A 20637-nucleotide genomic window follows, 5' to 3' on the forward strand; every position below is an offset into this window, starting at 1 on the left:
GGGACTCAGAGCTTCACGCGCGCCGCGATCGGCAGGTGGTCGCTGTCGGTCGCCGGGAGCGTCCAGGAGGCGACCGGCTCGACGCCCCGCACCAGGATCTGGTCGATCCGCGCCATCGGGAAGGCGGCCGGCCAGCTGAAGCCCATGCCGTCGCCCGCCGCGCCCTGTGTGGAGCGCAGCTGCGAGGTGACGGCGTTGAGCGAGCGGTCGTTCATGGTGCCGTTGAGGTCGCCGAGCAGGATCACCTTGTCGAGCCGCTCGCGGGCGATGGCCTCGCCCAGCGCGTCGGCGCTGTTGTCGCGCTGGTTGGCGGTGAAGCCGGCGTTGAGCTTGACCCGGACCGACGGCAGGTGGGCGACGTACACCGCGAAGTCGCCCATGGGCGCGGAGACGGTGGCGCGCATGGCGCGCGTCCAGCCCAGCCGGATGTCGACCGGGGCGACGTCGCCCAGCGGGTACGTGCTCCACAGGCCGACCGTGCCCTGGACGGAGTGGTACGGGTAGCGGTCGGCGAGCGCCTTCTCGTACACCGGGACCATGGCCGGCTTGAGTTCCTCCAGGGCCACGACGTCCGCGCCGGAGGCGGCGACGCTGCGGGCGGTGCCCTCGGGGTCGGGGTTGTCGGCGTTGACGTTGTGTGAGACGACCATGAGGTCGCCACCGGGGCCGGACTTGTCGGTGGCGAGGCCGCCGAAGAAGTTGAGCCAGACGGCGACGGGCAGCACCAGGGCGATCAGCGCGGTCGCCGAGCGGCGCAGCAGCGCGGCGACGAGGAGGACCGGCAGGAAGACGCCGAACCAGGGCAGGAACGTCTCGGTGAGGCTGCCGATGTTGCCGACGCGGTTCGGGATCTCGGCGTGGAAGATCATCAGCAGTGCGAGGAGCACCGCGCAGAGGGCGAGGAGGACGCCCCGGCGCCAGATCCCCGGATCGCGGCGCAAGCGGTCGGCCACCGACCGGACCCGGGATCCGGTGCGCTCGCGCTCCGCGCCGCCGCCGCTCCCCGTCTGCGTCACGTCCACCTGCGCCATTCCGTCGTCCTCACTGCCTTGCTTGTCGTGCTCACCGTCCCCCGGAACCCCGACCCTAGGGGATCGGGTGACGGCCGTACTGTCCCGAGGACGAGATTGCGGCGCGGCCGGGTTCCGGAGGTTGCGGTCGAGGCGGCAGCTGTGACAGAACGCGCATATTTGCGACCGTTGTGCGGTCGGTAACGACGCGGTGGCGACGCCGTGCCGTGGGGAGCCCCACGCTCAGCCGCGTACCGGTTCCTCCCGCGCGTCCCCGTGCGGGGCCTGCGGCGCGGGCCCGCCGCCGGGGCCGTGCGGCGGCTTTCGCGCCGGCAGCACGGTGGACACCACCGCCGCGCCCACCAGCGCCGCGCCCATGGACACCACGGCCGTGAGGTGCATGGCGGAGAGGAAGGCGTCGTACGCGGCCGGGGCCAGCTCCCGCCCGGCCGCGCCGAGGCGGTCGGCGGCGGCGAGGGTGTACTCGATGGACTCCCCCGCCGCCTCGCGGGCCGCGCCCTCCGGCACCGCGTCCAGGTGCCCCTCGACGCCGTCGCGGTACGCGGTCGACAGCACCGAGCCGAGGACCGCGACCCCGAGCGCCCCGCCGACCTGCCTGAAGGTGTTGCTGATCGCCGAACCGGAACCGGCCCGGGCCCTCGGCAGCGACTGCATCACGGTGACCGTCACCGGCGGCATGACGTGCGCCATCCCGGCGCCCTGCGCGAAGAGCACCAGCTCCAGGACCCAGACGGGCGTGGTGGCGTCGTAGAAGGCGAAGGAGGCGAGGCACCCGGCGATCACGAGCATGCCCGCCGTGCACACGGCCCGGGCCCCGAAGCGCGCCACCGCCAGCCGCGCCCGGGGCGCGAAGAGCAGCTGCGCCACGGCCAGCGGCAGCAGGAGCAGCCCGGCCTGGAGGGCGCTGTAGCCGCGCAGGCTCTGGAGGTAGAAGGCGGCGACGAAGGTCACGCCCATGAGCGCGAAGAACACCAGCGAGATGGCGGCGACGGCGCCGGAGAAGGCGGGTTTGCGGAAGTGCGCCATGTCGATGGCCGGGTGGTCGGTGCGCTTCTCGTGCAGGACGAAACCGGCCAGCACCGCGAGCCCGCCGAGCAGCGGCAGCAGGGAGGAGGGAGCGGTGAAGTCGGCGAGCTCACCGCCCCGGATGATCCCGTACACCAGCAGGACGAGGCCGACGATGGAGAGGGCCACGCCCAGCGGGTCGAGCCGGCCGGGACGCGGGTCCTTGGAGTCCGGTACCAGCAGGACCATGGCGACCAGGGCGATGAGCACGACGGGGACGTTGACCAGGAAGATCGAGCCCCACCAGAAGTGCTCCAGGAGCAGCCCGCCGGTGACCGGGCCGATGGCGATGCCGAGACCGACGCTGCCGGCCCAGATGCCGATGGCCTTCGGCTGCTCGTCGCGCTCGAAGACGTTCATCAGGATGGCGAGGGTGGCGGGCATCACCAGTGCGCCGCCCACCCCCATGAGCGCCCGGTGGGCGATCAGCTCGCCCGGCGCGTCGGACAGCGCGGCGAGCGCCGAGCCCGTACCGAAGACGACCAGGCCGACGAGCAGGACCTTCTTGCGGCCGAGCCGGTCGCCGAGGAGCCCGGCGGTGAAGAGCAGGCCGGCGAAGACGAGCGTGTACGCGTTGATCGCCCACTCCAGCTCGCTCTGGGCGGCGCCGAGGCCTACGGGCGCGGGGGCGGCGATGGTCCTGACGGCGACGTTGAGGATGGAGTTGTCCAGCACGACGATGAGCAGGCTGAACATCAGGACGCCGAGGATGAGCCAGCGGCGGCGGTGGACCGCTTCCGGTACGGCGGGGGCTGGGGCGTGGGCGTCTGAGGGTGCTGCGGGTTCCGGTACGGGCATGTTCCGACCGTAATAGTCCTTTTGTCACCACACGCGTCCCTGCCGTGGCCCCTTACGCCAGTCGGAGCCAGTCGGAGCCAGGCGGCGCCGGACGGAGTGGCCGGTGCCGGACGGAGTGGCCGGTGCCCCACTTCCCCCCACGCGGCACGAAGTGCCACCATGGACCTGGTCCGGGGACGCCGTCAGGGCGCCTCGAGATGACGAAGGAGCCGTTTTCCATGACGCTTCAGGCTGCCCAGAAGCAGCAGCGGCCCGCCGACGGCGCGAAGGCGCTGTACGGGGGCAAGGGCACCCGCCGCATCACCGTCCACGACATCGCCGCCGCCAAGGAGCGCGGCGAGAAGTGGCCCATGCTGACCGCGTACGACGCGATGACCGCGTCCGTCTTCGACGAGGCCGGCATCCCGGTCATCCTCGTCGGCGACTCCATGGGCAACTGCCACCTCGGCTACGACACCACCGTGCCCGTCACGATGGACGAGATGGCCCTGCTCTCCGCCGCCGTCGTACGGGGCACCAAGCGTGCCCTGGTCGTCGGCGACCTGCCCTTCGGTTCGTACCAGGAGGGCCCCGTCCAGGCGCTGCGCTCCGCGACGCGGCTGGTCAAGGAGGCGGGCGTCGGCGCGATCAAGCTGGAGGGCGGCGAGCGCTCGCTGCCGCAGACCGAGATGCTGGTCCAGGCCGGCATCCCCGTCATGTCGCACCTCGGCCTGACCCCGCAGTCCGTCAACACCATGGGCTACCGGGTGCAGGGCCGCGGCGACGAGGCCGCCCACCGGCTGCTGAACGACGCGAAGGCCGCGCAGGACGCGGGCGCCTTCGCCGTGGTCCTGGAGCTGGTCCCGGCGGAGCTGGCCGCCGAGGTGACGCGGTCGCTGCACATCCCGACCATCGGCATCGGCGCCGGCCCGGACACCGACGCGCAGGTCCTGGTGTGGACCGACATGGCCGGGCTGACCGGCGGCAAGGTGCCGCGCTTCACCAAGCAGTACGCCGACCTGCGGCAGACCCTCGGCGACGCAGCGAAGGCGTTCGCCGAGGACGTGGCCGGCGGGGCGTTCCCGGCCGAGGAGCACACCTTCCACTAGGTCACCAGGCCATCAGGCCACCAAGCCACTCCCGGTACGGACGACAGCCCGCCGACTTCCCCCATCGGCGGGCTGTCGGCATGTCGGGCGTACCGGTCCGTACGGGCCTAGCCTCGAAAGGGAGGAGGCGAGAACCATGGCCGGAATCACCCACAAGAGCTTCGGATCCCCCGACGAAACACGTCCCTTCGAGGGCGACAAGGGCAAGCTCGATCTACTCACCACGGACCGCGGCCCGGTCGGCCGGGCGGTCTTCGAACCGGGCTGGCGCTGGTCCGAGCACGTCAAGCCCATCGCCGGCACGGACAGCTGCATGGCCGCCCACGCCTGCTACACCGTCAGCGGCCGGCTGCACATCGTCATGGACGACGGCACCGAGGACGAAGTGGGCCCCGGAGACTTCGCGGCCATCGAGCCGGGCCACGACGCGTGGGTCGTCGGCGATGAGCCGTGCGTCATGATCGACTGGCAGGGGTTCGCCGACTACGCCAAGCGCTGACACCGGAGAGCCGCGTCCGCGCCGTGTCGGTGGCGTATCGGTGCCGTGTCGGTGACGGCTGGTGACATGGGTCGCATGACACGACCATCCGACACCAACGCCGTCGAGGTACGCGGCCTCGTGAAGCACTACGGCGAGACCAGGGCGCTGGACGGCGTGGACCTCGACGTCCGCGAGGGCACCGTCCTCGGCGTCCTCGGTCCCAACGGCGCGGGCAAGACCACGCTCGTCCGCTGCCTGTCCACGCTCGTCGTGCCCGACGCCGGCAGCGCGACCGTCGCCGGGTACGACGTGGTGCACGAGCCCCGCGCGCTGCGCCGCGTCATCGGCCTCACCGGCCAGTACGCCTCCGTCGACGAGAAGCTGTCCGGCTGGGAGAACCTGTACATGATCGGGCGGCTGCTCGACCTGTCCCGCAGGGACGCCCGGCGCCGCGCCGACGAGCTGCTGGAGCGCTTCTCGCTCGCGGAGGCCGCGAGGCGCGCCGTGCTGACGTACTCCGGCGGCATGCGGCGCCGCCTCGACCTGGCCGCCTCCATGATCGGCCGCCCGGCGGTGCTGTACCTGGACGAGCCGACGACGGGCCTGGACCCCCGGTCCCGCAACGAGGTCTGGGACGAGATCACGCGCCTGGTCACCGACGGTGCGACGGTCCTGCTCACCACCCAGTACATGGAGGAAGCGGAGCGGCTGGCGCACGAGCTCACCGTCGTCGACCGGGGCCGGGTCATCGCCACCGGCCGGGTCGACGAGCTCAAGGCCAAGGTCGGCGGCCGCACCCTCCAGGTCCGGCCGGTGGACCCGGCGGACCTGCCCGCGATGGCGCGGGCACTGGCCGACAGCGGCCTCGACGGGATCGCCGGCTCCACGGTCGTACCGGAGGACGGCCTGCTGTACGTGCCGATCCTCAGCGACGAGCAACTGACCGCGGTCGTCGGGCTGCTGGCCACGCGCGGCTTCGGCATCACGCACATCGGCACCCATCTGCCCAGCCTGGACGAGGTGTTCCTGGCCATCACGGGCGAGAAGTCGTCACCGGCCGCGGGTACGACGGCCGGCTCGTCCAACGGCTCGTCCACCGGTACGTCCACCGGTACGTCCACCGTCGAGGAGGTGACCGCGTGAGCGCGGTCGGGACCCGGGCCGCGCGGGCCAACCTGCGGCACATCGGCGCGCTGGTCCGGCGCAACGCCCTGCACCTCAAGCAGGATCCGCAGTCGATGTTCGACGTCGTCCTGACGCCGATCGTGCTCACGGTGCTGTTCGTGTTCGTCTTCGGCGGCTCGGTCGGGCTCGTCCTGGGCGGCGACCGGGACGCGTACGTGAACTACGTCGTGCCCGGGCTGATGGGGATGATGGGCCTCAACATCGCCATGGCCGTCGGCACCGGCATCAACGACGACTTCCGCACGGGCGTCATGGACCGGTTCCGAACGCTGCCCATCGCCCGGTCGTCCGTCCTCATCGCCAAGATCGTGGTGGAGATCGGCCGGATGGTGATCGCCTCGGCCATCCTGCTCGTGATGGGCTTCCTGCTGGGTCTGGAGATCCACACCTCGGTGGGTGCCCTGCTCGCGGCCGTCGGCCTGTCCGTGGTCTTCGGCGCGTCCCTGATGTGGATCTTCCTCCTGCTCGGCCTCACGATGAAGACGGCGCAGGCCGTCCAAGGGATGGCGATGCTGGTGCTGTTCCCCCTCCAGTTCGGTTCGTCGATCTTCGCGCCGCCGTCCTCGATGCCGGGCTGGCTGCGGGCGTTCACCGAGTACAACCCGCTGTCGAACCTGGCCGACGCCGCGCGCAACCTGATCAACGGCGGCCCGGTCGCCGAGTCGGTGTGGACGACGCTGGCCTGGGCGGCGGCCATCACCCTGGTGACGGCGCCGCTCGCGGTCGCCAAGTTCCGCAAGCGGACGTGAGGGTGGGGCGGTGAGGGTCGGGCGGTGAGCGAGGGGCGGCGTGTGACGGAAGGGGCGTCGGGTACGGTCTGTACGTCCCCGAGCCCAGGAGCGCCGCCCATGGCCACCGCCACGTCCCACCCCAGCGAGCGGAGGATCAGTCCGGTCTTCCTCGGCATCGCCGCCGTCATGGTGGTCACCGGATGGGCGGTATGGACGGGTTTCTCGGCCAACCTGGGCCTGGCCGTCTTCCTCTTCGTCACGTCGACGTGGATCGTCTCGCTCTGCCTGCACGAGTACGCGCACGCCCGCACGGCCCTGCACGGCGGTGACATCTCCATCGGCGCGAAGGGCTATCTGACCCTCAACCCGCTCAAGTACACGCACGTGCTGCTCAGCATCGTGCTGCCGGTCGTCTTCGTCATCATGGGCGGCATCGGTCTGCCCGGCGGCGCGGTCTTCATCGAGCAGAACCGCATCCGCAGCCGCTGGAAGCAGAGCCTGGTCTCGGCGGCCGGACCGCTGACGAACGTGCTGTTCGCGATCGTGTGCACCGCGCCCTTCTGGCTGGGTGCCCTGGACGGCGTGCCGGTCCCCTTCCGCTTCGCCCTCGCGTTCATCGCGCTGCTCCAGGTGACGGCGGCGATCCTGAACTTCCTGCCCGTCCCCGGCCTGGACGGCTACGGCGTGATCGAGCCGTGGCTGTCCTACCGGGTCCGGCGGAAGGTGGAGCCGTACGCGCCCTTCGGGCTGCTCGCGGTGTTCGTGTTCCTCTTCATCCCCGAAGTGGGCGCGGCCTTCTTCGGGCTGGTCCACTTCGTCCTCGACGCGCTCTGCATCTCGGACCTGGAGACGTACTGCGGGCGGGACCTCTTCAGCAGCCTGTGGCAGGAGCAGAACCCGGCCTGCGAGGAGATCGTCAGCTGGTGACGCGCTGCGGGCGGCGGCGCCAGTAGTACCACGCCATGTTGGACGAGACGCCGGACAGCAGCACCCACACGATGCCGAGCCAGCTGCCCTGGACGAAGGAGACCACGGCCGCGGCGACGGCGAGGGCGCAGACGACGAGGGCGTACAGAGCGAGGCGGGGCATGGGGGTCGGCTCCTGTCCGGGTGCGGGTGTTGCCCGTCCAGTGTCCCCCATGCCCGCCACCACCTAGATGTCGGTCACGCGCAGGCCCGCGTGGGCCTTGTAGCGGCGGTTGACGGAGATCAGGTTGGCTACCAGCGCCTCCACCTGGTGGGCGTTCCTCAGCCGGCCCGCGAAGACGCCGCGCATGCCGGGGATGCGGGCGGCGAGCGCCTGGACGACGTCGGTGTCGGCGCGCTTCTCGCCCAGCACCATCACGTCCGTGTCGATCTCCTCGACCGTCTCGTCCTGCAGCAGGACGGCGGACAGGTGGTGGAAGGCGGCCGTCACCCGCGAGTCGGGCAGCAGGGCGGCGGCCTGCTCGGCGGCGCTGCCCTCCTCGGGCTTGAGGGCGTAGGCGCCGCGCTTGTCGAAGCCGAGGGGGTTGACGCAGTCGACGACGATCTTGCCGCGCAGTTCCTCGCGCAGCGACTCGAGCGTCGCGGCGTGGCCCTCCCACGGCACGGCGACGATCACGATGTCGCTGCGGCGGGCGCACGCGGCGTTGTCGGCGCCCTCGACGCCCAGGCCCAGCTCGGCCGCCGCGGTCTCGGCGCGCTCGGCGGCCCGGGACCCGATGATCACCTTCTGGCCTGCGCGGGCGAGCCGGTACGCGAGGCCCCGTCCCTGGTCACCGGTGCCGCCGAGGACGCCGATGACGAGCCCGGAGACGTCGGGGAGTTCGTACGGATCAGTAGCAGTAGTCATGGCCCGACAGTACGGGGACGCCACCGGCCCCGCCCCGTCCGGGTGACGCCCGGGCGAAACCCTGCGCGGCGGCCCGGCCCGGGGGGCATGATGCGGCGCCATGGATGCCGTACGCGTCGCACTGCTGCGTGAGGTCCTGGCCGGTACGGAGTGGCCGGCGGCGACCCGCCGGTTCGCCGGGGTGCTGCGCTCCTCGGTGGTGTCGCACGGCGGCGGGCTGCTGCTGGTGGGCACCGCGGAGTACGAGCCGTGGCACCTGACGGCGCACCTGGTGGACGAGGCGGCCTGGTCGGGGCAGCCGGAGCTGGCGCCGACACTGGTACGCCACCGGGTGCGGCCCTCCGATCCGGCGCACCTGGCGGTGGGCCTGGGGCGGCTGGAGGCGGCCGGGCGCGGCTCGACGCTGCTGGTGGTGGCGCCGGACCGGCCGGACGACGGCCTGCTGGAGCGGGTGCACGACGCGCGGCGGGCGGGCGCGACGGTGCTGTCGCTGGACCGCGGCGACCGTGAGGTGCACGGGCTGGCGCACGAGGCGCTGACCGTGGCGGAGGAGCAGGACGTCGACCTGGACACGGTCCAGCACCTGGTGAGCGCGGCGGCCGGTGAGAACACCCTGCCGGGCGGTTCGGCCCCCCTCCCGCGGGCCCGCCGCCGCTTCCGCGACCGCCTGTCGCGGCTGGCCGACCAGCTGACCTCGCCGCCGCCGACGCGTTGGTAATCCGGTTGCCCGGGGTGACGGCCGCCGCCGACCATGGCGACTCGTGACTCCCCGACTCTCCGCCCTCCTCCCCGACCTGTCGCCGTTGCGCGCGTCACGGGACTTCCGGCTCCTGTGGATACAGGGCCTGGTCACCTACTTCGGCAGCTTCGCGGCGATGGTCGCGCTGCCGCTGCAGATCAAGGAGCTGACCGGTTCGCCGCTGGCGGTCGGGGTCATGGGCGCGGTCGAGCTGGTCCCGCTGGTGGTGTGCGGCCTGTACGGCGGGGCGCTCGCCGACGCCGCGGACCGCCGCAAGGTGATCCTCTCCACCGAGACGGCACTCGGCCTGCTGGCCGTGCTGCTGCTGGTCAACGCCCTGCTGCCGGCGCCGCTGCTGTGGCCGCTGTACGTGGTGGCCGCCGGGGTCGCGGGCCTGGCCGGGCTGCAGCGGCCCGCGCTCGACGCACTGCTCGCCCGGATCGTGCCGCACGACAAGCTGACGGCGGCGGCCTCGCTGAACGCGATCCGCTGGGAGCTGGGGGCCATCGCCGGTCCGGCGCTGGCGGGGCTGCTGGTGGCGTACGGGAACCTCGCCACCGCGTACGGCACGACGGTGGTGTGTTTCACCGTCTCGGTGGCGCTGTGCCTGCGGCTCACGCCCGCGCCGCCCGCCCGCTCGGGCGGGAAGCCGTCGCTGCGGGGCATCGCGGAGGGCGCGCGGTACGCATGGTCACGGCCGGTGCTGCTGGGCACGTACGCGATCGACCTGGCCGCGATGTTCTTCGCCTTCCCGAACACGATCTTCCCGTTCCTCGCGGACGAGCTGGACGCGGAGTGGTCGCTGGGCCTGATGTACGCCGCCGGGGCCATCGGCTCGCTGGCGCTGAACCTCACCAGTGGCTGGACCTCGCGGGTGCGGCGGCACGGGCTGCTCGTGGTGTGCGGCGCGGCCTGCTGGGGGCTGGCCATCGCCGCGGCGGGCTGGTTCTCCAGCGTGTGGCCGGTGCTGGTGTGCCTGGCGGTCGCGGGCGCGGGCGACACCCTGAGCGGGCTCGGCCGCTCGACGATCTGGAACCAGACCATCCCCGACGAGCTGCGGGGCCGCCTCGCGGGCATCGAGGTCCTGTCGTACAGCGTCGGCCCGCAGCTCGGCCAGGTCCGGGCGGGCGCGACGGCCGGCTGGACGGGGACGCGCCCGGCGTTCTGGAGCGGCGGGCTGGCGTGCGTGGCGGCGGTGGGCCTGCTCGCGGCGGCGCTGCCGAAGCTGCTGACGTACGACGCGACGACGGACGAGGACGCCCTGCGCCGCCGCGCGGCCCGGGAGGCGGCGCAGCTCCCTTAGGGCGCCTGGTCCCGGGGGGCGTCATGCCACTTCGGGTCGGTCTCCCACTCCAGGTTCCGCTCGTGCGCGGTGTCCATCGCGCGGGCGGCCTCCTCGCGGGTGGTGTAGGGGCCGAAGCGGTTCTTGGCCGGGCACTCCGGGCCCTCCTCGACCTTCTGGTGCTTCAGGCAGTAGTACCACTCGCCCGGTTTTCCGGTCGTGCGCTTCTTGAACAGGGCCATCGTCGGGCTCCTTCCTCTGACGCCATGGTGCCCCGTGCACCCTGGTTAGACTCGCTGCATGTCTGGCCAGTCGCTGCTCGTACCAGGGGAGCTGTCTCCCCCTCGTTCCGTCCCCGGGTCCATCCGCCGCCCCGAGTACGTCGGAAAGCCCATGCCGGCGCCGTACACCGGCCCCGAGGTGCAGGATTCCGACACCATCGAGCGGATGCGCATCGCGGGCCGCATCGCCGCGCAGGCGATGGAGGAGGCCGCCAAGCACATCGCCCCCGGGGTGACGACCGACGCACTGGACCGGGTCGCGCACGAGTACATGTGCGACCACGGGGCCTACCCGTCGACGCTCGGCTACCGGGGCTTCCCCAAGTCGCTGTGCGCGTCGATCAACGAGGTCATCTGCCACGGCATCCCCGACTCCACCGTCCTGCGCGACGGCGACATCGTGAACCTCGACGTCACGGCGTACATCGATGGCGTCCACGGCGACAACAACGCCACGTATCTGTGCGGTGACGTCGACGAGGAGTCGCGGCTCCTGGTCGAGCGGACCCGCGAGTCGCTGAACCGCGCCATCAAGGCCGTCAAGCCGGGCCGCCAGATCAACGTGATCGGCCGGGTCATCGAGTCGTACGCCAAGCGCTTCGGCTACGGGGTGGTCAGGGACTTCACCGGGCACGGCATCAACTCGTCCTTCCACTCCGGCCTGATCATCCCGCACTACGACTCGCCCCACGCGACGACGGTCATGCAGCCCGGCATGACGTTCACCATCGAGCCGATGCTGACGCTGGGGACGCACGAGTACGACATGTGGGACGACGGCTGGACGGTCGTGACGAAGGACCGGAAGCGGACCGCGCAGTTCGAGCACACGCTCGTCGTGACGGAGACCGGGGCCGAGATCCTCACGTTGCCGTGACGCCCGGGGCGGGTAGGCTTTTTTCCGACGGACCGTCGGCAACCCGTTGACTTAGGTAAGCCTCAGCAGGAAGATCGGCGGTAGTGGCGGCCCCGGCTGCCACTTCCCGTTGACCCGGACCGGGAGGCCCGCCTTGGATGCCAGCGCCACCACCGTGACCCCCTTCTCGACGCTCATCCGCACCGCCTCGCACCAGCAGCACACGGAGGCGGAGAGCTCGCCCTTCATGAGCCACCTGCTCGGTGGCCGGCTCGGCGTGGAGGCCTACGCCCGGTACACCGAGCAGCTGTGGTTCGTCTACCGGGCCCTGGAGGAGGCCGCCGGCCCGCTGGCGGACGACCCGGTGGCGGGCCCGTTCATACGCCCCGAGCTGTTCCGCACCGCCGAGCTGGAGCGGGACCTGGCCCATCTGCGCGGCGAGGACTGGCGCGCCGGCGTGAGCGCGCTGCCGGCGACCGCCGCGTACGCCGCCCGCGTCGAGGAGTGCGCCCGCACCTGGCCCGCCGGGTATGTGGCGCACCACTACACCCGCTACCTCGGGGACCTCTCCGGCGGCCAGATCATCCGGGACAAGGCCGAGCGGACCTGGGGCTTCGCGCGCAAGGGCGACGGCGTGCGGTTCTACGTCTTCGAGGAGATCCCCAACCCGGCCGCCTTCAAGCGGACGTACCGCGAGCTGCTGGACCGGGTGAACGCCGACGACCTGGAGAAGCAGCGGATCGTCGACGAGTGCAGGCGGGCGTTCGACTTCAACGGCGCGGTGTTCCGGGAGCTGGACCGGGAGTTCCCGCTCAGCGCCTGAGCCTCAGCGCCTGAGCCTCAGCGCCTGACGTCCCGGGCCTCAGCGCCCGATCTCCCGTACGCGGCCGCCGAGTTCGATGATGCCGTCGGGGCCGGGGGCCGTGAGCAGCTGCGAACCCCGGCCCTGGGTGATGTTCAGCGCGCGGTTGAGGCGCGCCGTGAGCAGCAGGGCCGCCGCGCCCGTCGCCTCGTCCTCGTCGATGCCGTCGCCGCGCCCGGGGAAGGCCCGCGCACGGACCCGGCCGCCCGCCTCGTCCTCCCACGCCCACGCGTACAGCCACTCCCCCGGCGGCGGTACGTCGAGCGCCTCGACCTCGGCGGCCGACGCGTACTGCCGCAGCGTGCGCGGCGGCGCCCACTCCGGGCGGGCGGTGATCCAGGTGAACTCGCCGTCCTGGCGCACCCACACCTCGCCCGCCGGGGGGTTCACCACCTCCAGGTCCAGCAGCCAGGCCACGCCCACCAGGGGATGTCCGGCGAAGGGGAGGCGCGTGCCGGGCGTGTAGATGTCGACGTCCCCGCGCTCGGGGTCGTCGACGAACACCGTCTCGCTGAAGCCGAGTTGCTTGGCGAGCGCCTGCCGTGACGCCTCGTCGGGGCGGAGGCGTCCGTCGCGTACGACGCCGAGGAGGTTCCCGTGGCGGCCGTCGGCGGCGCAGAAGACGGCCAGGACGTCCACGACGTCGCGTGCGGTGTTCATCCCGGCATTCAAGCACGGGGCGGGACACGGCAGGATGGCCCGCATGTTCGGCACCTATCTGTTCGGCCTGCGCGGGGGTTTGGCGGCGGCCGCGGTCCTCTGCGTCCTCCTGGCGTACCTGGTGAGGACGGGGCGGCGGGACGCGCTCCGGTCGGTGTGGACGGGCGCCGCCGCGGCGGCGGGCCTGTCGCTCGCGCTCGGCGCGCTCCTCGAGTTCGGCGCGTACGAACTGACCCCGGAGGCGCGGAAGCTGCTGGGCGGCGCGTGCGCGGTGGGGGTGGCGGGGGTGCTGACGTGGCTGGTCGCCGGAGGGCGGGCGGGTGCGGGGGCGGTGGCCTCGGCGGCGTTCCTGGCGGTGGGCCGGGAGGGGCTGGAGACGGCGCTGTTCGTCTGGGCGACGGTCCGGGCGGCGGCGGACGAGGCGGGCTCGGCGGAGCCGCTGACCTGGGTGCTGGTGGGCCTCGCGACGGCGGCCGCGGTCGTGGGGTGGCCGCTGTTCCGGTGCGCCCTGCGGTGCGGCCCGCTCCTGCCGGTCGTGGCGGCGGGCGTCCTGGCCGGCGGCGTACGCGCCGTCCAGGAGGCGGTGGTTCCGGGCGCGGCACCGGCGTTCGACGTCTCGGCCGTGGTCCGGCCGGACAGCTGGTACGGGACGGTACTGAGGGGCGTCCTCACCTTCTCGCCCGATCCGACGGTCCTCCAGGCCTCGGTGTGGGTGCTCTACGCGGTCCCGGCGCTCGCGCTGTTGCCGGCCCCGGTAGGGTTCGGACGGTCAGTGGGGGTCGAGGATCAGAAGGCAACCGATGAGAAGGCTGGGTCGGGGTCGGGCGGCGAGGCTCGCGGCGACGGTGACGGCGACCGTGGTGCTGGCGCTGACCGCGAGCGGGTGCGTGACGGTGCACGGCGAGCTGGAGGTCGTCCCGGCGGCGACGAAGGCTGAGGCCGCGCAGGCGCTGAAGGACTTCACGGACGCGTACAACGCGGCCGACAAGGCGTACGACCCGGCGCTGGACGCGGGCCGGGTCACCGGTGCGCTCGGCGCGGTCAACCAGGCGGGGCTGAAGTCGCGCTCCATCACCAGCCCGGGCGGGAACCCCGACCACCGGCCCCTGGTGCTGTCGGACGCCACCTACACGATTCCGAAGAAGGCGGGCTGGCCGCGCTGGTTCGTCGCGAACGCCGACTCCAACCGGGACACCGACCAGGGCACGGGCGACAGCCGCTGGGTGCTCGTCTTCGTGCGCAACAGCTCCCAGCAGCTGTGGGAGGTCGCGTACCTGTCGATCCTCGCGCCGAACCAGATCCCGGCGTTCAAGACGGACGCCGAGGGTTACGCGGAGCCGGTCGCGCCGGACTCCGCAACGCTGGCGGTCGCGCCGAAGAACCTGAGCGAGGAGTACACCTCCTACCTCCACTCCGGGAAGCCCGCGCACTTCGCGGCGGGCCCGCACACCTCGGTGTGGCGGACCGAGCGGCAGAGCCTCGCACGGCGGCCGGGGCTGTCCACGCAGTTCGTGGACCAGCCGCTGGACACGGGCGACTACGCGCCGCTCGGGCTGGCGACCGAGGACGGTGGGGCGTTCGTCTTCTTCTCGACGCGCTTCTACGACCGCCAGACGGCGGCGGCGGGCTACCGGCCCAAGGTCAACCCGGATGTGAAGGCGCTGATGACCGGCGAGGTGAAGACCACCCTCACCAAGGAGTGGGTGGCGGGCCTGGTCGCCCGGGTGAAGCCGTCCGGCGCCGCCTCGGACCAGGTCACGGTGGTGGGCCGGCTCCAGGGCGTGACGTCGGCGACCGGGTCGTAGAGGTCTCGGAGGTCCGGACTCAGCGGCTGAGGGGCCAGGCCACCGAGTGGTGGTCGTGGTGGTCGTCGTCGAGCTGGTCGGCGTGGCGGGCGCAGGCGTCGGTGAGGGCTTCGAGCAGCGTGAGCGGGTCGGGCAGCGGGTGCTCGGGGCCGCGTACCCAGCCGACGCCGAGCTCACCGGGGAGCCGTGCGGGCGGGACGAGGACGTAGGAACCGCGGCAGTGCCAGCGCAGGCCGGGGTGCTCGTCCATGGTCTCGGGGTGGCAGTCCAGCTCGCACGGCCACCACTCGTCCTCGTCCTCGGGCGTGCCCCGGGTGGCGGTGAAGAACAGCATCCGGCCGTCGCCGGACTCGGCGACCGGCCCCACCTCGACGCCCTCGCCGAGCAGCCGCTCCAACGCGGCGCGACCGGCCTCCAACGGAACGTCCAGGACGTCGTGGACCATGCCGGTCGCGGTGATGAAGTTGGCCTGCGGCTGGCCCTCGGCCCACCGCTGGATCTGCGCGCTGTCGGTGGTGGACTGCGTCTGCCAGGCGAAGGAGACCGGATGGCGGGCCGGGGTCGGACAGCCGATGCGCTCGCAGGAGCAGCGGTAGCCGACGGGATACGCGGCGGGGGCGAGGGGCAGTCCGGCGGCGGCGATGGCGAGGAGCAGGTCCTCACGGGTCGGTACGTCGGCGGCGGACTTCCTCGGACGCCGGCGCAGCCAGTGCGCGAGTTTGCTCTCCGTGCCGCGGTAGCGGCCGATACCGTCGCCCATCTATCCCCTCACACCTGATCATGCAAGCCCTGCGGTCCCTGCCATGGTCCCACCATCCTGCGCCCCGGGTGACCGGAGTCCCCAACCGGGGTGGAAGAACTGGGCGTGATGGGTGGCTATGCCGGAATTGCTCAGCCCGCGGGGCGGGGGGCGAGGCCGTGGAGGGCGTACTCGACGAGCCGGTCGGCGTACTCGTGGGTGAGCGGGAGGGTACGCAGCAGCCAGCGATGGGCGATCGGGCCGGCGAAGAGCTCCAGGGCGATCCGCGGGTCGATGTCCGCCCGGACGTCGCCGGCCTCCTGGGCGGCGCGCAGCCGCTTGACGTACAGCTGGAGCTGCGGCTCCAGGAGCAGCTCGACGAACTGGGCGCCGAGCTCGGGATTGATCATGCCCTCGGCGGCGAGCGCGCGGGAGGGGGCCTCGAAGGTGGGGTCGTTCATCTCGTCGACCGTGGCGCGCAGGACGAACTTGAGGTCGGCCTCCAGGTCGCCGGTGTCGGGGATCTCACTGTCGGCGTCGCCGCCGAGCGCCTCGTTGGCCTGGCGCCCGAGGTCGAGGAAGGCGTCCAGGAGCACGGCCGCCTTGGAGGGCCACCAGCGGTAGATGGTCTGCTTGCCGACCCCGGCACGGGCGGCGATGCCCTCGATCGTGGTCTTGGCGTAGCCGACCTCGCCGACGAGGGCGAGGGCGGCGGCGTAGATGGCGCGGCGGGAGCGTTCGCTGCGGCGCGTGGAGTCGGGTGCCTTGATGTCTGCCATGGGTCTCAATCTAGCAGCCACGCGAGGCGAGACGGTTCGTCTCGAAAAGCTTGACAAGACGATACGTCTCGTACCAGTATCGAGGTGTCAGGACGGACGACGACGGAAGGAGCCCCACCATGACGCGTGGCGGAAGCGGCAACATGCTCGGCGTCGGCGGCACCCGCAGGAACCTCTCCCGCGCGGCGCTGCGCGGCAGCGGCGGCGGCCGGGCCGGCCGGGGTGCCGATCCGGCGGCGCAGAAGCGGGAGTTGCTGCGCACGTTGCGGGAGGTGAAGCAGGGACGTACGGCGCGCGACGCTTCGTGAGTCGCGGGTGAACCGCCCGCCAACTCACCCGTACGGTCCACTGCGCGAAGGCTCCTCACGGCGCACCATGGCTTGCACGCACACACCGTGCGCTGCCGTGCCGTCCGTGAGGAGCCTTCCTTGCCTCGTGACGCAACACCCCGCCGCTACCTGATGTGCCCACCCGCGCACTTCAGGGTGACCTACTCCATCAACCCGTGGATGGATCCGGCGAAACCGGTCGACCTGCCGCTCGCCCTCACCCAATGGGAAGACCTGCGCGACCGCTACCGCTCGCTCGGCCACACCGTCGAGCAGCTGGAACCCCGCCCCGACCTGCCCGACATGGTGTTCGCCGCCAACGGCGCCACCGTCATCGACGGGCGGGTGCTGCTGGCCAGGTTCGCCCACGCCGAGCGCGTGCCCGAGGCCGCGGTGCACCGCGCCTGGTTCCTGGCGCACGGCTTCACCGACATCCACGAACCCGACCACATCAACGAGGGCGAGGGCGACTTCGCCGTCACCTCCACCTACCTCCTGGCCGGGCGCGGCTTCCGCTCCAGCCCGCTCTCGCACGACGAGGCGCAGGAGTTCTTCGGCCGCCCGGTGATCGGCCTGGAGCTGGTGAACCCCCGCTACTACCACCTCGACACGGCGCTGTGCGTCCTGGACGAGGCGCGCGACGAGATCATGTACTACCCCGGCGCCTTCTCCCCGGGCAGCCGCGCGGTGCTCCGGCGGCTCTTCCCCGACGCGCTGATCGCCGAGGAGGAGGACGCGGCGGCCTTCGGGCTGAACGCCGTGAGCGACGGCAGACACGTGCTGCTGCCGCAGGCGGCGGTGGGGCTCTTCCGGCCGCTGCGGGAGCGCGGCTTCGAGCCGATCGGCATGGACCTGGGCGAGCTGCTCAAGAGCGGCGGCAGCGTGAAGTGCTGCACCCAGGAGCTGCGGGAGTAAGGGGAACGGGCCCGGTCCGGTCGGGGTGCCGACCGGACCGGGCCCGTCTGCGGGGCGGACCCCGGGTCAGTCCTCCAGCGTGAGCTTGAAGAAGGCGTGGCGGCCGTGGAGCGAAAGCTCGGCCTTGCCCTCGGCGTCCTCGTACGCGCCGCTGCCGCCGGTGATCGCCGAGTCGCCGCCGTGCGGGCCCCGCCCGTAGCGGTCGAACGTGTCGGTGAGCGTGATGCTGCCCTCGTCGGTCCGCAGCACGCGCTGGCACTGCGCCACATAGCCCTTGCGGGCCACCTTGACGGCGGTGCACTGCGCGGTCGCGTCACCGATCCTCTTGCCGGGCTTGCCGTTGTCGTTCTCGTACAGGTGCGCGAAGACCGACCAGTCGGCGCCCGCGCGCAGCCGAGGGCCGACGGGCTTGGTGTCCGACTGCTTCACCGCCAGCCAGTCGAGCACGTGCGTCTCCTCCTGCGCCGGTACGGGCGCCGACGCCGCCGGGACGGCGGCGGTGAGGGTGAGGGCGGTGGCGGCGAGCGCGGCGGTGGCGAGGGAGCGGAGCATGCGGGACCTCCTGAGGTGGGGTGAGGGGACGGCAGCGAGCCCAGCTCAACCCGGCTCCGGCCCCGCGGCAACCGGCGGGGGCACCCCCTCACCCGGGCGGTTGCCCCCTGTCACCTCATCGGACGGTCGGCCCGGCGACCGGTCGGCCCACGGGCGTCGGCTCATCCGTGCGGGGGCCAGGCGTCGCCCCACGCCGCGTCCCGCGCCGCCTTGTAGAGCGCGCCGTGCCGCTTGGTGACCGTGTCGCGCCGCAGCCCGTCGTCCTCGGTGCAGAGGTCGAGCAGCACCTGCCCCTTGCGGATCTGCGGCTTGCGGGTGACGCGCGCGGGCGCCGGGACGACGGGGAAGCGGGTCGCCACGACGTAGGAGAACTTCTCGTCCTCGTACGCCAACGACCCGCCCTTCACCTGGCGGTGGAGTGACGAGCGGCTGACGCGCGCCGCGAAGTGGCACCAGTCGGTGCCCGGTTCGATGGGGCAGGCGGCGCTGTGCGGGCAGGGCGCGGCGATGCGCAGCCCTGCGGCGATCAGCAGGTCGCGCGCCGCGATGATCCGGGCGTAGCCGTCGGGGGTGCCCGGTTCGACGATCACGACGGCCTGGGCGGCACGGGCCGCCTCGGTGACGACGGCCGCGCGGTCGGCCTCGGTGAGCTCCTTGAGGACGTACGAGACGGTGACGAGGTCGCCGCTCTCCACGCGCAGCGCCCCGCTGATACGGGCGCGCCGCCACGCCGCGCCCGCCAGCCCCGGCACCCCGGACGCGGCCGCCAGCTCGCGCCCCAGCGCCAGCGCCGGCTCCGCCCAGTCCAGCACCGTGGTGCGCGCCGCCGAGTCCCACGCCTCCGCGACGGCCCAGCTCGCCGCGCCCGTACCGCCGCCGATGTCGGTGTGCGTGCCCGGCACCCACTCCGGGGCCGCGGCCCGCAGCGCGTCCAGCGCGGAGCGCACCGCCTCGAACGTCGCGGGCATGCGGTAGGCGGCGTACGCGACGACGTCGGACCGGTCGCGCAGCACGGGCGCGTCGGTCGGGGTCGTCCCCCGGTAGCTGGCGATGAGCCGCTCGACGGCCTGCGCGGCCTTCGTCGGCGGGAGCCCGTCGAGCAGCCCGGCCAGCGCGTCGCGCAGAGCGCCCGAGACGGAGGCCGAGGCGGAGACCGGAACGGACGCCGGAGCGGAGGCCGAGGCGGAGTCGGAGGGGGACGGGGAGACGTTCACCGACCCATCGTAGGCGGCCCCCGGAGGTGCCCCGCGTTGCTAGGCTGGCCGCCCTGATCCGGGTGGGCGGGCTCACGGGGGGACCATGAGACAGAGGATCGTGCGCATGGCCCTGGTGGCCGGTGTGACCGTCCTGGCCCTGCTGCTCCTCCTCGCCACCTGCGGTGGCGGCGCCGACGACCCGAAGGGCACCCCGAAGCCGGCCCGGACCGCCACCGGCAGCGCCGGCCCGGCCGCCCCGGTCACCCGGCTGACCGTCCCCGCCGCGTACGACACCCGCCGCGGCTGGGAGCTCCCCGACGTCTCCGCCGGCTATGTCGTGGACCCCGCCATCGGTCTGGTCGCCTACCTGGAGCCGGTGGGCGAGGCGCAGTACCGCCTGCGCACCGTCGACGCCACGACCGGTCGGCCCCGCTGGACGGGCCGCCCGTGGCACCCGCTGGGCGGCCCCGGCGACGTACCGCGTCTGCTGTCCCTCGCCAAGGACGGCCGGCGGTACGTCGTGGCCTGGTCGTACGGCTCGCTCCGCGGTGACCCGCTGACACCGGCGAGCAGCTTCGTCTCGCTCGACGTGTACGACGCCGCCGACGGCGCCCGGCAGCGGGTGGAGGTGCCGTGGCCGGACGCGCCGATAGTGACCGCCACCGGGCCGGGTGTCGTCGTCAGCGACGGCAAGGCGAGGAGCGCGGTCGTCGCGCCCGACACCGGCGAGGTCACCACCGTCGCGCCGGAGGCGCTCGGGTATCCGAAGGGCTGCCCGGAGTGCCGCACCCTCACCGAGGTGCGCGGGATGACCCCCAAGGGCCTGCTGGTCAGCGGCGCCCGGAGCTTCTGGGTGCGCGGCGGCTGGGCGAGCCGCGGCCGCGCCCCCTCGGGCGCCGACCCGGCGAGCGGGGTGCCGACCTCGCTGGCCCCGGGGCACGTCCTGGCCCGCTGGCAGCACAAGAAGGGCGCCCGGCGGGCCGCCACGCACGACGTCTGGGCCGTGCACGACGTGACCACCGGCGCGCCGCTGGTGCAGACGGAGTGCCGCAAGCCCGCGATCGAACCGGGCGAGTACCCGAGGGCCGTGACCTCGCCCGGCGCGCGGTACCTGGTCGCCGGAAGCCTCGCCTTCGACCTGGACGCCCGCACCGGCCGCTGCTTCGAGAACCCCGACGGCACCAGTCCGCTCACCCTCACCACGGTCACCGACGACGGCGTGGTCTACGGCGCGGGCAGCGCGCGCAGCCCGTCCGACGCCCTGGCGGGCGGCGGCAACCCGGTCCGGATCGACCTGGCCACCGGGGTGCCCCAGGCGCTCCCGCCGAACGTACGGCTGCCGGAGGCGGAGGTGGCGGGCGTGGGACTGTTCCGCTGGACGGACCCGGCGGACCGGGTGCACCTCGTCGCGTACGCGGAAAAGGGGTAA

24 protein-coding genes are annotated in these 20637 nt (G+C 72.9%); 14 read left to right on the plus strand and 10 right to left on the minus strand.

Annotation, left to right across the window (positions count from 1 at the left end; translation table 11 throughout):
• Positions 1-5 precede the first annotated feature (5 nt).
• A complete protein-coding gene (locus ACZ42X_RS27750; protein WP_468295453.1) occupies positions 6-1031 on the minus strand; it encodes an endonuclease/exonuclease/phosphatase family protein in 1026 nt (341 codons plus the stop codon).
• 222 nt (positions 1032-1253) lie between these two features.
• A complete protein-coding gene (locus ACZ42X_RS27755; protein ID WP_468295456.1) occupies positions 1254-2894 on the minus strand; it encodes an MFS transporter in 1641 nt (546 codons plus the stop codon).
• A gap of 218 nt (positions 2895-3112) precedes the next feature.
• Between ACZ42X_RS27755 and panB the strand changes: the two genes are divergently transcribed.
• The 5 genes from panB (at position 3113) to ACZ42X_RS27780 (ending at position 7306) form a co-directional block, all read left to right on the plus strand.
• The gene (gene panB, locus ACZ42X_RS27760) at positions 3113-3982 is read left to right on the plus strand and encodes a 3-methyl-2-oxobutanoate hydroxymethyltransferase (protein WP_468295459.1); all 870 of its coding nucleotides are present in this window, start codon (positions 3113-3115) and stop codon (positions 3980-3982) included.
• A gap of 136 nt (positions 3983-4118) precedes the next feature.
• Positions 4119-4481, plus strand: a complete 363-nt coding sequence (locus ACZ42X_RS27765) for a cupin domain-containing protein (RefSeq protein WP_361414258.1) — start codon at positions 4119-4121, stop codon at positions 4479-4481.
• A 75-nt stretch (positions 4482-4556) separates the two neighbouring features.
• Positions 4557-5606, plus strand: coding sequence for an ATP-binding cassette domain-containing protein (locus tag ACZ42X_RS27770; RefSeq protein ID WP_468295462.1), 1050 nt, complete (start codon positions 4557-4559; stop codon positions 5604-5606).
• The gene (locus ACZ42X_RS27775) at positions 5603-6397 is read left to right on the plus strand and encodes an ABC transporter permease (RefSeq protein WP_468295464.1); all 795 of its coding nucleotides are present in this window, start codon (positions 5603-5605) and stop codon (positions 6395-6397) included. Before ACZ42X_RS27770 ends, ACZ42X_RS27775 begins: the two co-directional genes overlap by 4 nt.
• 99 nt (positions 6398-6496) lie before the next feature.
• A complete protein-coding gene (locus tag ACZ42X_RS27780; RefSeq protein ID WP_468295466.1) occupies positions 6497-7306 on the plus strand; it encodes a site-2 protease family protein in 810 nt (269 codons plus the stop codon).
• Here ACZ42X_RS27780 and ACZ42X_RS27785 read toward each other — a convergent pair.
• Positions 7296-7520 (minus strand): hypothetical protein, encoded by a 225-nt coding sequence (locus tag ACZ42X_RS27785; RefSeq protein ID WP_468295469.1) that lies wholly within the window; start codon positions 7518-7520, stop codon positions 7296-7298. The two genes, ACZ42X_RS27780 and ACZ42X_RS27785, sit on opposite strands and share 11 nt — an antisense overlap.
• A gap of 12 nt (positions 7521-7532) precedes the next feature.
• Positions 7533-8213, minus strand: coding sequence for an NADPH-dependent F420 reductase (gene npdG / locus ACZ42X_RS27790; protein WP_468295471.1), 681 nt, complete (start codon positions 8211-8213; stop codon positions 7533-7535).
• Positions 8214-8313: 100 nt separating this feature from the next.
• Between npdG and ACZ42X_RS27795 the strand changes: the two genes are divergently transcribed.
• Together ACZ42X_RS27795 and ACZ42X_RS27800 are read left to right on the plus strand one after the other, a co-directional pair.
• Positions 8314-8931: a hypothetical protein gene (locus ACZ42X_RS27795; protein ID WP_468295473.1), complete on the plus strand. Its 618-nt coding sequence runs from the start codon at positions 8314-8316 to the stop codon at positions 8929-8931.
• 43 nt (positions 8932-8974) lie between these two features.
• Complete coding sequence (locus ACZ42X_RS27800; protein WP_468295476.1) at positions 8975-10255, plus strand: MFS transporter; 1281 nt, start codon at positions 8975-8977, stop codon at positions 10253-10255.
• Here the strand turns inward: ACZ42X_RS27800 and ACZ42X_RS27805 are convergent.
• Complete coding sequence (locus ACZ42X_RS27805; protein WP_468295479.1) at positions 10252-10476, minus strand: hypothetical protein; 225 nt, start codon at positions 10474-10476, stop codon at positions 10252-10254. The genes ACZ42X_RS27800 and ACZ42X_RS27805 overlap by 4 nt on opposite strands.
• A 58-nt stretch (positions 10477-10534) precedes the next feature.
• On the opposite strand from ACZ42X_RS27805, the gene map reads away from it, so the two are divergent.
• Together map and ACZ42X_RS27815 are read left to right on the plus strand one after the other, a co-directional pair.
• Positions 10535-11392 (plus strand): type I methionyl aminopeptidase, encoded by an 858-nt coding sequence (map, locus tag ACZ42X_RS27810; RefSeq protein WP_468295481.1) that lies wholly within the window; start codon positions 10535-10537, stop codon positions 11390-11392.
• A 133-nt stretch (positions 11393-11525) separates the two neighbouring features.
• Positions 11526-12194 (plus strand): biliverdin-producing heme oxygenase, encoded by a 669-nt coding sequence (locus ACZ42X_RS27815; protein WP_468295484.1) that lies wholly within the window; start codon positions 11526-11528, stop codon positions 12192-12194.
• A 39-nt stretch (positions 12195-12233) separates the two neighbouring features.
• On the opposite strand, the gene ACZ42X_RS27820 is transcribed toward ACZ42X_RS27815, so the two are convergent.
• Positions 12234-12893 carry a PhzF family phenazine biosynthesis protein gene (locus tag ACZ42X_RS27820; RefSeq protein WP_468295487.1) on the minus strand — a complete coding sequence of 220 codons (660 nt, stop codon included), beginning with the start codon at positions 12891-12893 and terminating at the stop codon, positions 12234-12236.
• Positions 12894-12936: 43 nt separating this feature from the next.
• Between ACZ42X_RS27820 and ACZ42X_RS27825 the strand changes: the two genes are divergently transcribed.
• Both ACZ42X_RS27825 and ACZ42X_RS27830 read left to right on the plus strand, forming a co-directional pair.
• The gene (locus ACZ42X_RS27825; RefSeq protein ID WP_468295490.1) at positions 12937-13830 is read left to right on the plus strand and encodes an FTR1 family protein; all 894 of its coding nucleotides are present in this window, start codon (positions 12937-12939) and stop codon (positions 13828-13830) included.
• Positions 13739-14698, plus strand: a complete 960-nt coding sequence (locus tag ACZ42X_RS27830; protein ID WP_468295493.1) for an SCO2278 family lipoprotein — start codon at positions 13739-13741, stop codon at positions 14696-14698. Before ACZ42X_RS27825 ends, ACZ42X_RS27830 begins: the two co-directional genes overlap by 92 nt.
• 19 nt (positions 14699-14717) lie before the next feature.
• Here ACZ42X_RS27830 and ACZ42X_RS27835 read toward each other — a convergent pair whose 3' ends face one another.
• Positions 14718-15458, minus strand: coding sequence for a bifunctional DNA primase/polymerase (locus tag ACZ42X_RS27835; protein WP_468295495.1), 741 nt, complete (start codon positions 15456-15458; stop codon positions 14718-14720).
• Between the two features lie 131 nt (positions 15459-15589).
• On the minus strand, positions 15590-16216 hold the full coding sequence (locus ACZ42X_RS27840; protein ID WP_468295497.1) for a TetR/AcrR family transcriptional regulator: 627 nt from the start codon (positions 16214-16216) through the stop codon (positions 15590-15592).
• 119 nt (positions 16217-16335) lie between these two features.
• Here ACZ42X_RS27840 and ACZ42X_RS27845 point away from each other — a divergent pair, with 119 nt between their 5' ends.
• Together ACZ42X_RS27845 and ddaH are read left to right on the plus strand one after the other, a co-directional pair.
• Entirely contained in the window at positions 16336-16524 is a 189-nt protein-coding gene (locus ACZ42X_RS27845) for a DUF6243 family protein (protein WP_468295500.1), read from the plus strand.
• Positions 16525-16611: 87 nt separating this feature from the next.
• A complete protein-coding gene (gene ddaH / locus ACZ42X_RS27850; protein ID WP_468295936.1) occupies positions 16612-17460 on the plus strand; it encodes a dimethylargininase in 849 nt (282 codons plus the stop codon).
• 66 nt (positions 17461-17526) lie between these two features.
• Here ddaH and ACZ42X_RS27855 read toward each other — a convergent pair whose 3' ends face one another.
• Positions 17527-18012, minus strand: coding sequence for a hypothetical protein (locus tag ACZ42X_RS27855; protein ID WP_468295502.1), 486 nt, complete (start codon positions 18010-18012; stop codon positions 17527-17529).
• A gap of 161 nt (positions 18013-18173) precedes the next feature.
• Positions 18174-19136 (minus strand): small ribosomal subunit Rsm22 family protein, encoded by a 963-nt coding sequence (locus tag ACZ42X_RS27860; RefSeq protein ID WP_468295939.1) that lies wholly within the window; start codon positions 19134-19136, stop codon positions 18174-18176.
• A 175-nt stretch (positions 19137-19311) separates the two neighbouring features.
• On the opposite strand from ACZ42X_RS27860, the gene ACZ42X_RS27865 reads away from it, so the two are divergent.
• Positions 19312-20637 (plus strand): hypothetical protein, encoded by a 1326-nt coding sequence (locus ACZ42X_RS27865; protein WP_468295504.1) that lies wholly within the window; start codon positions 19312-19314, stop codon positions 20635-20637.

This window comes from Streptomyces sp. NPDC030862 (genome assembly GCF_055571835.1).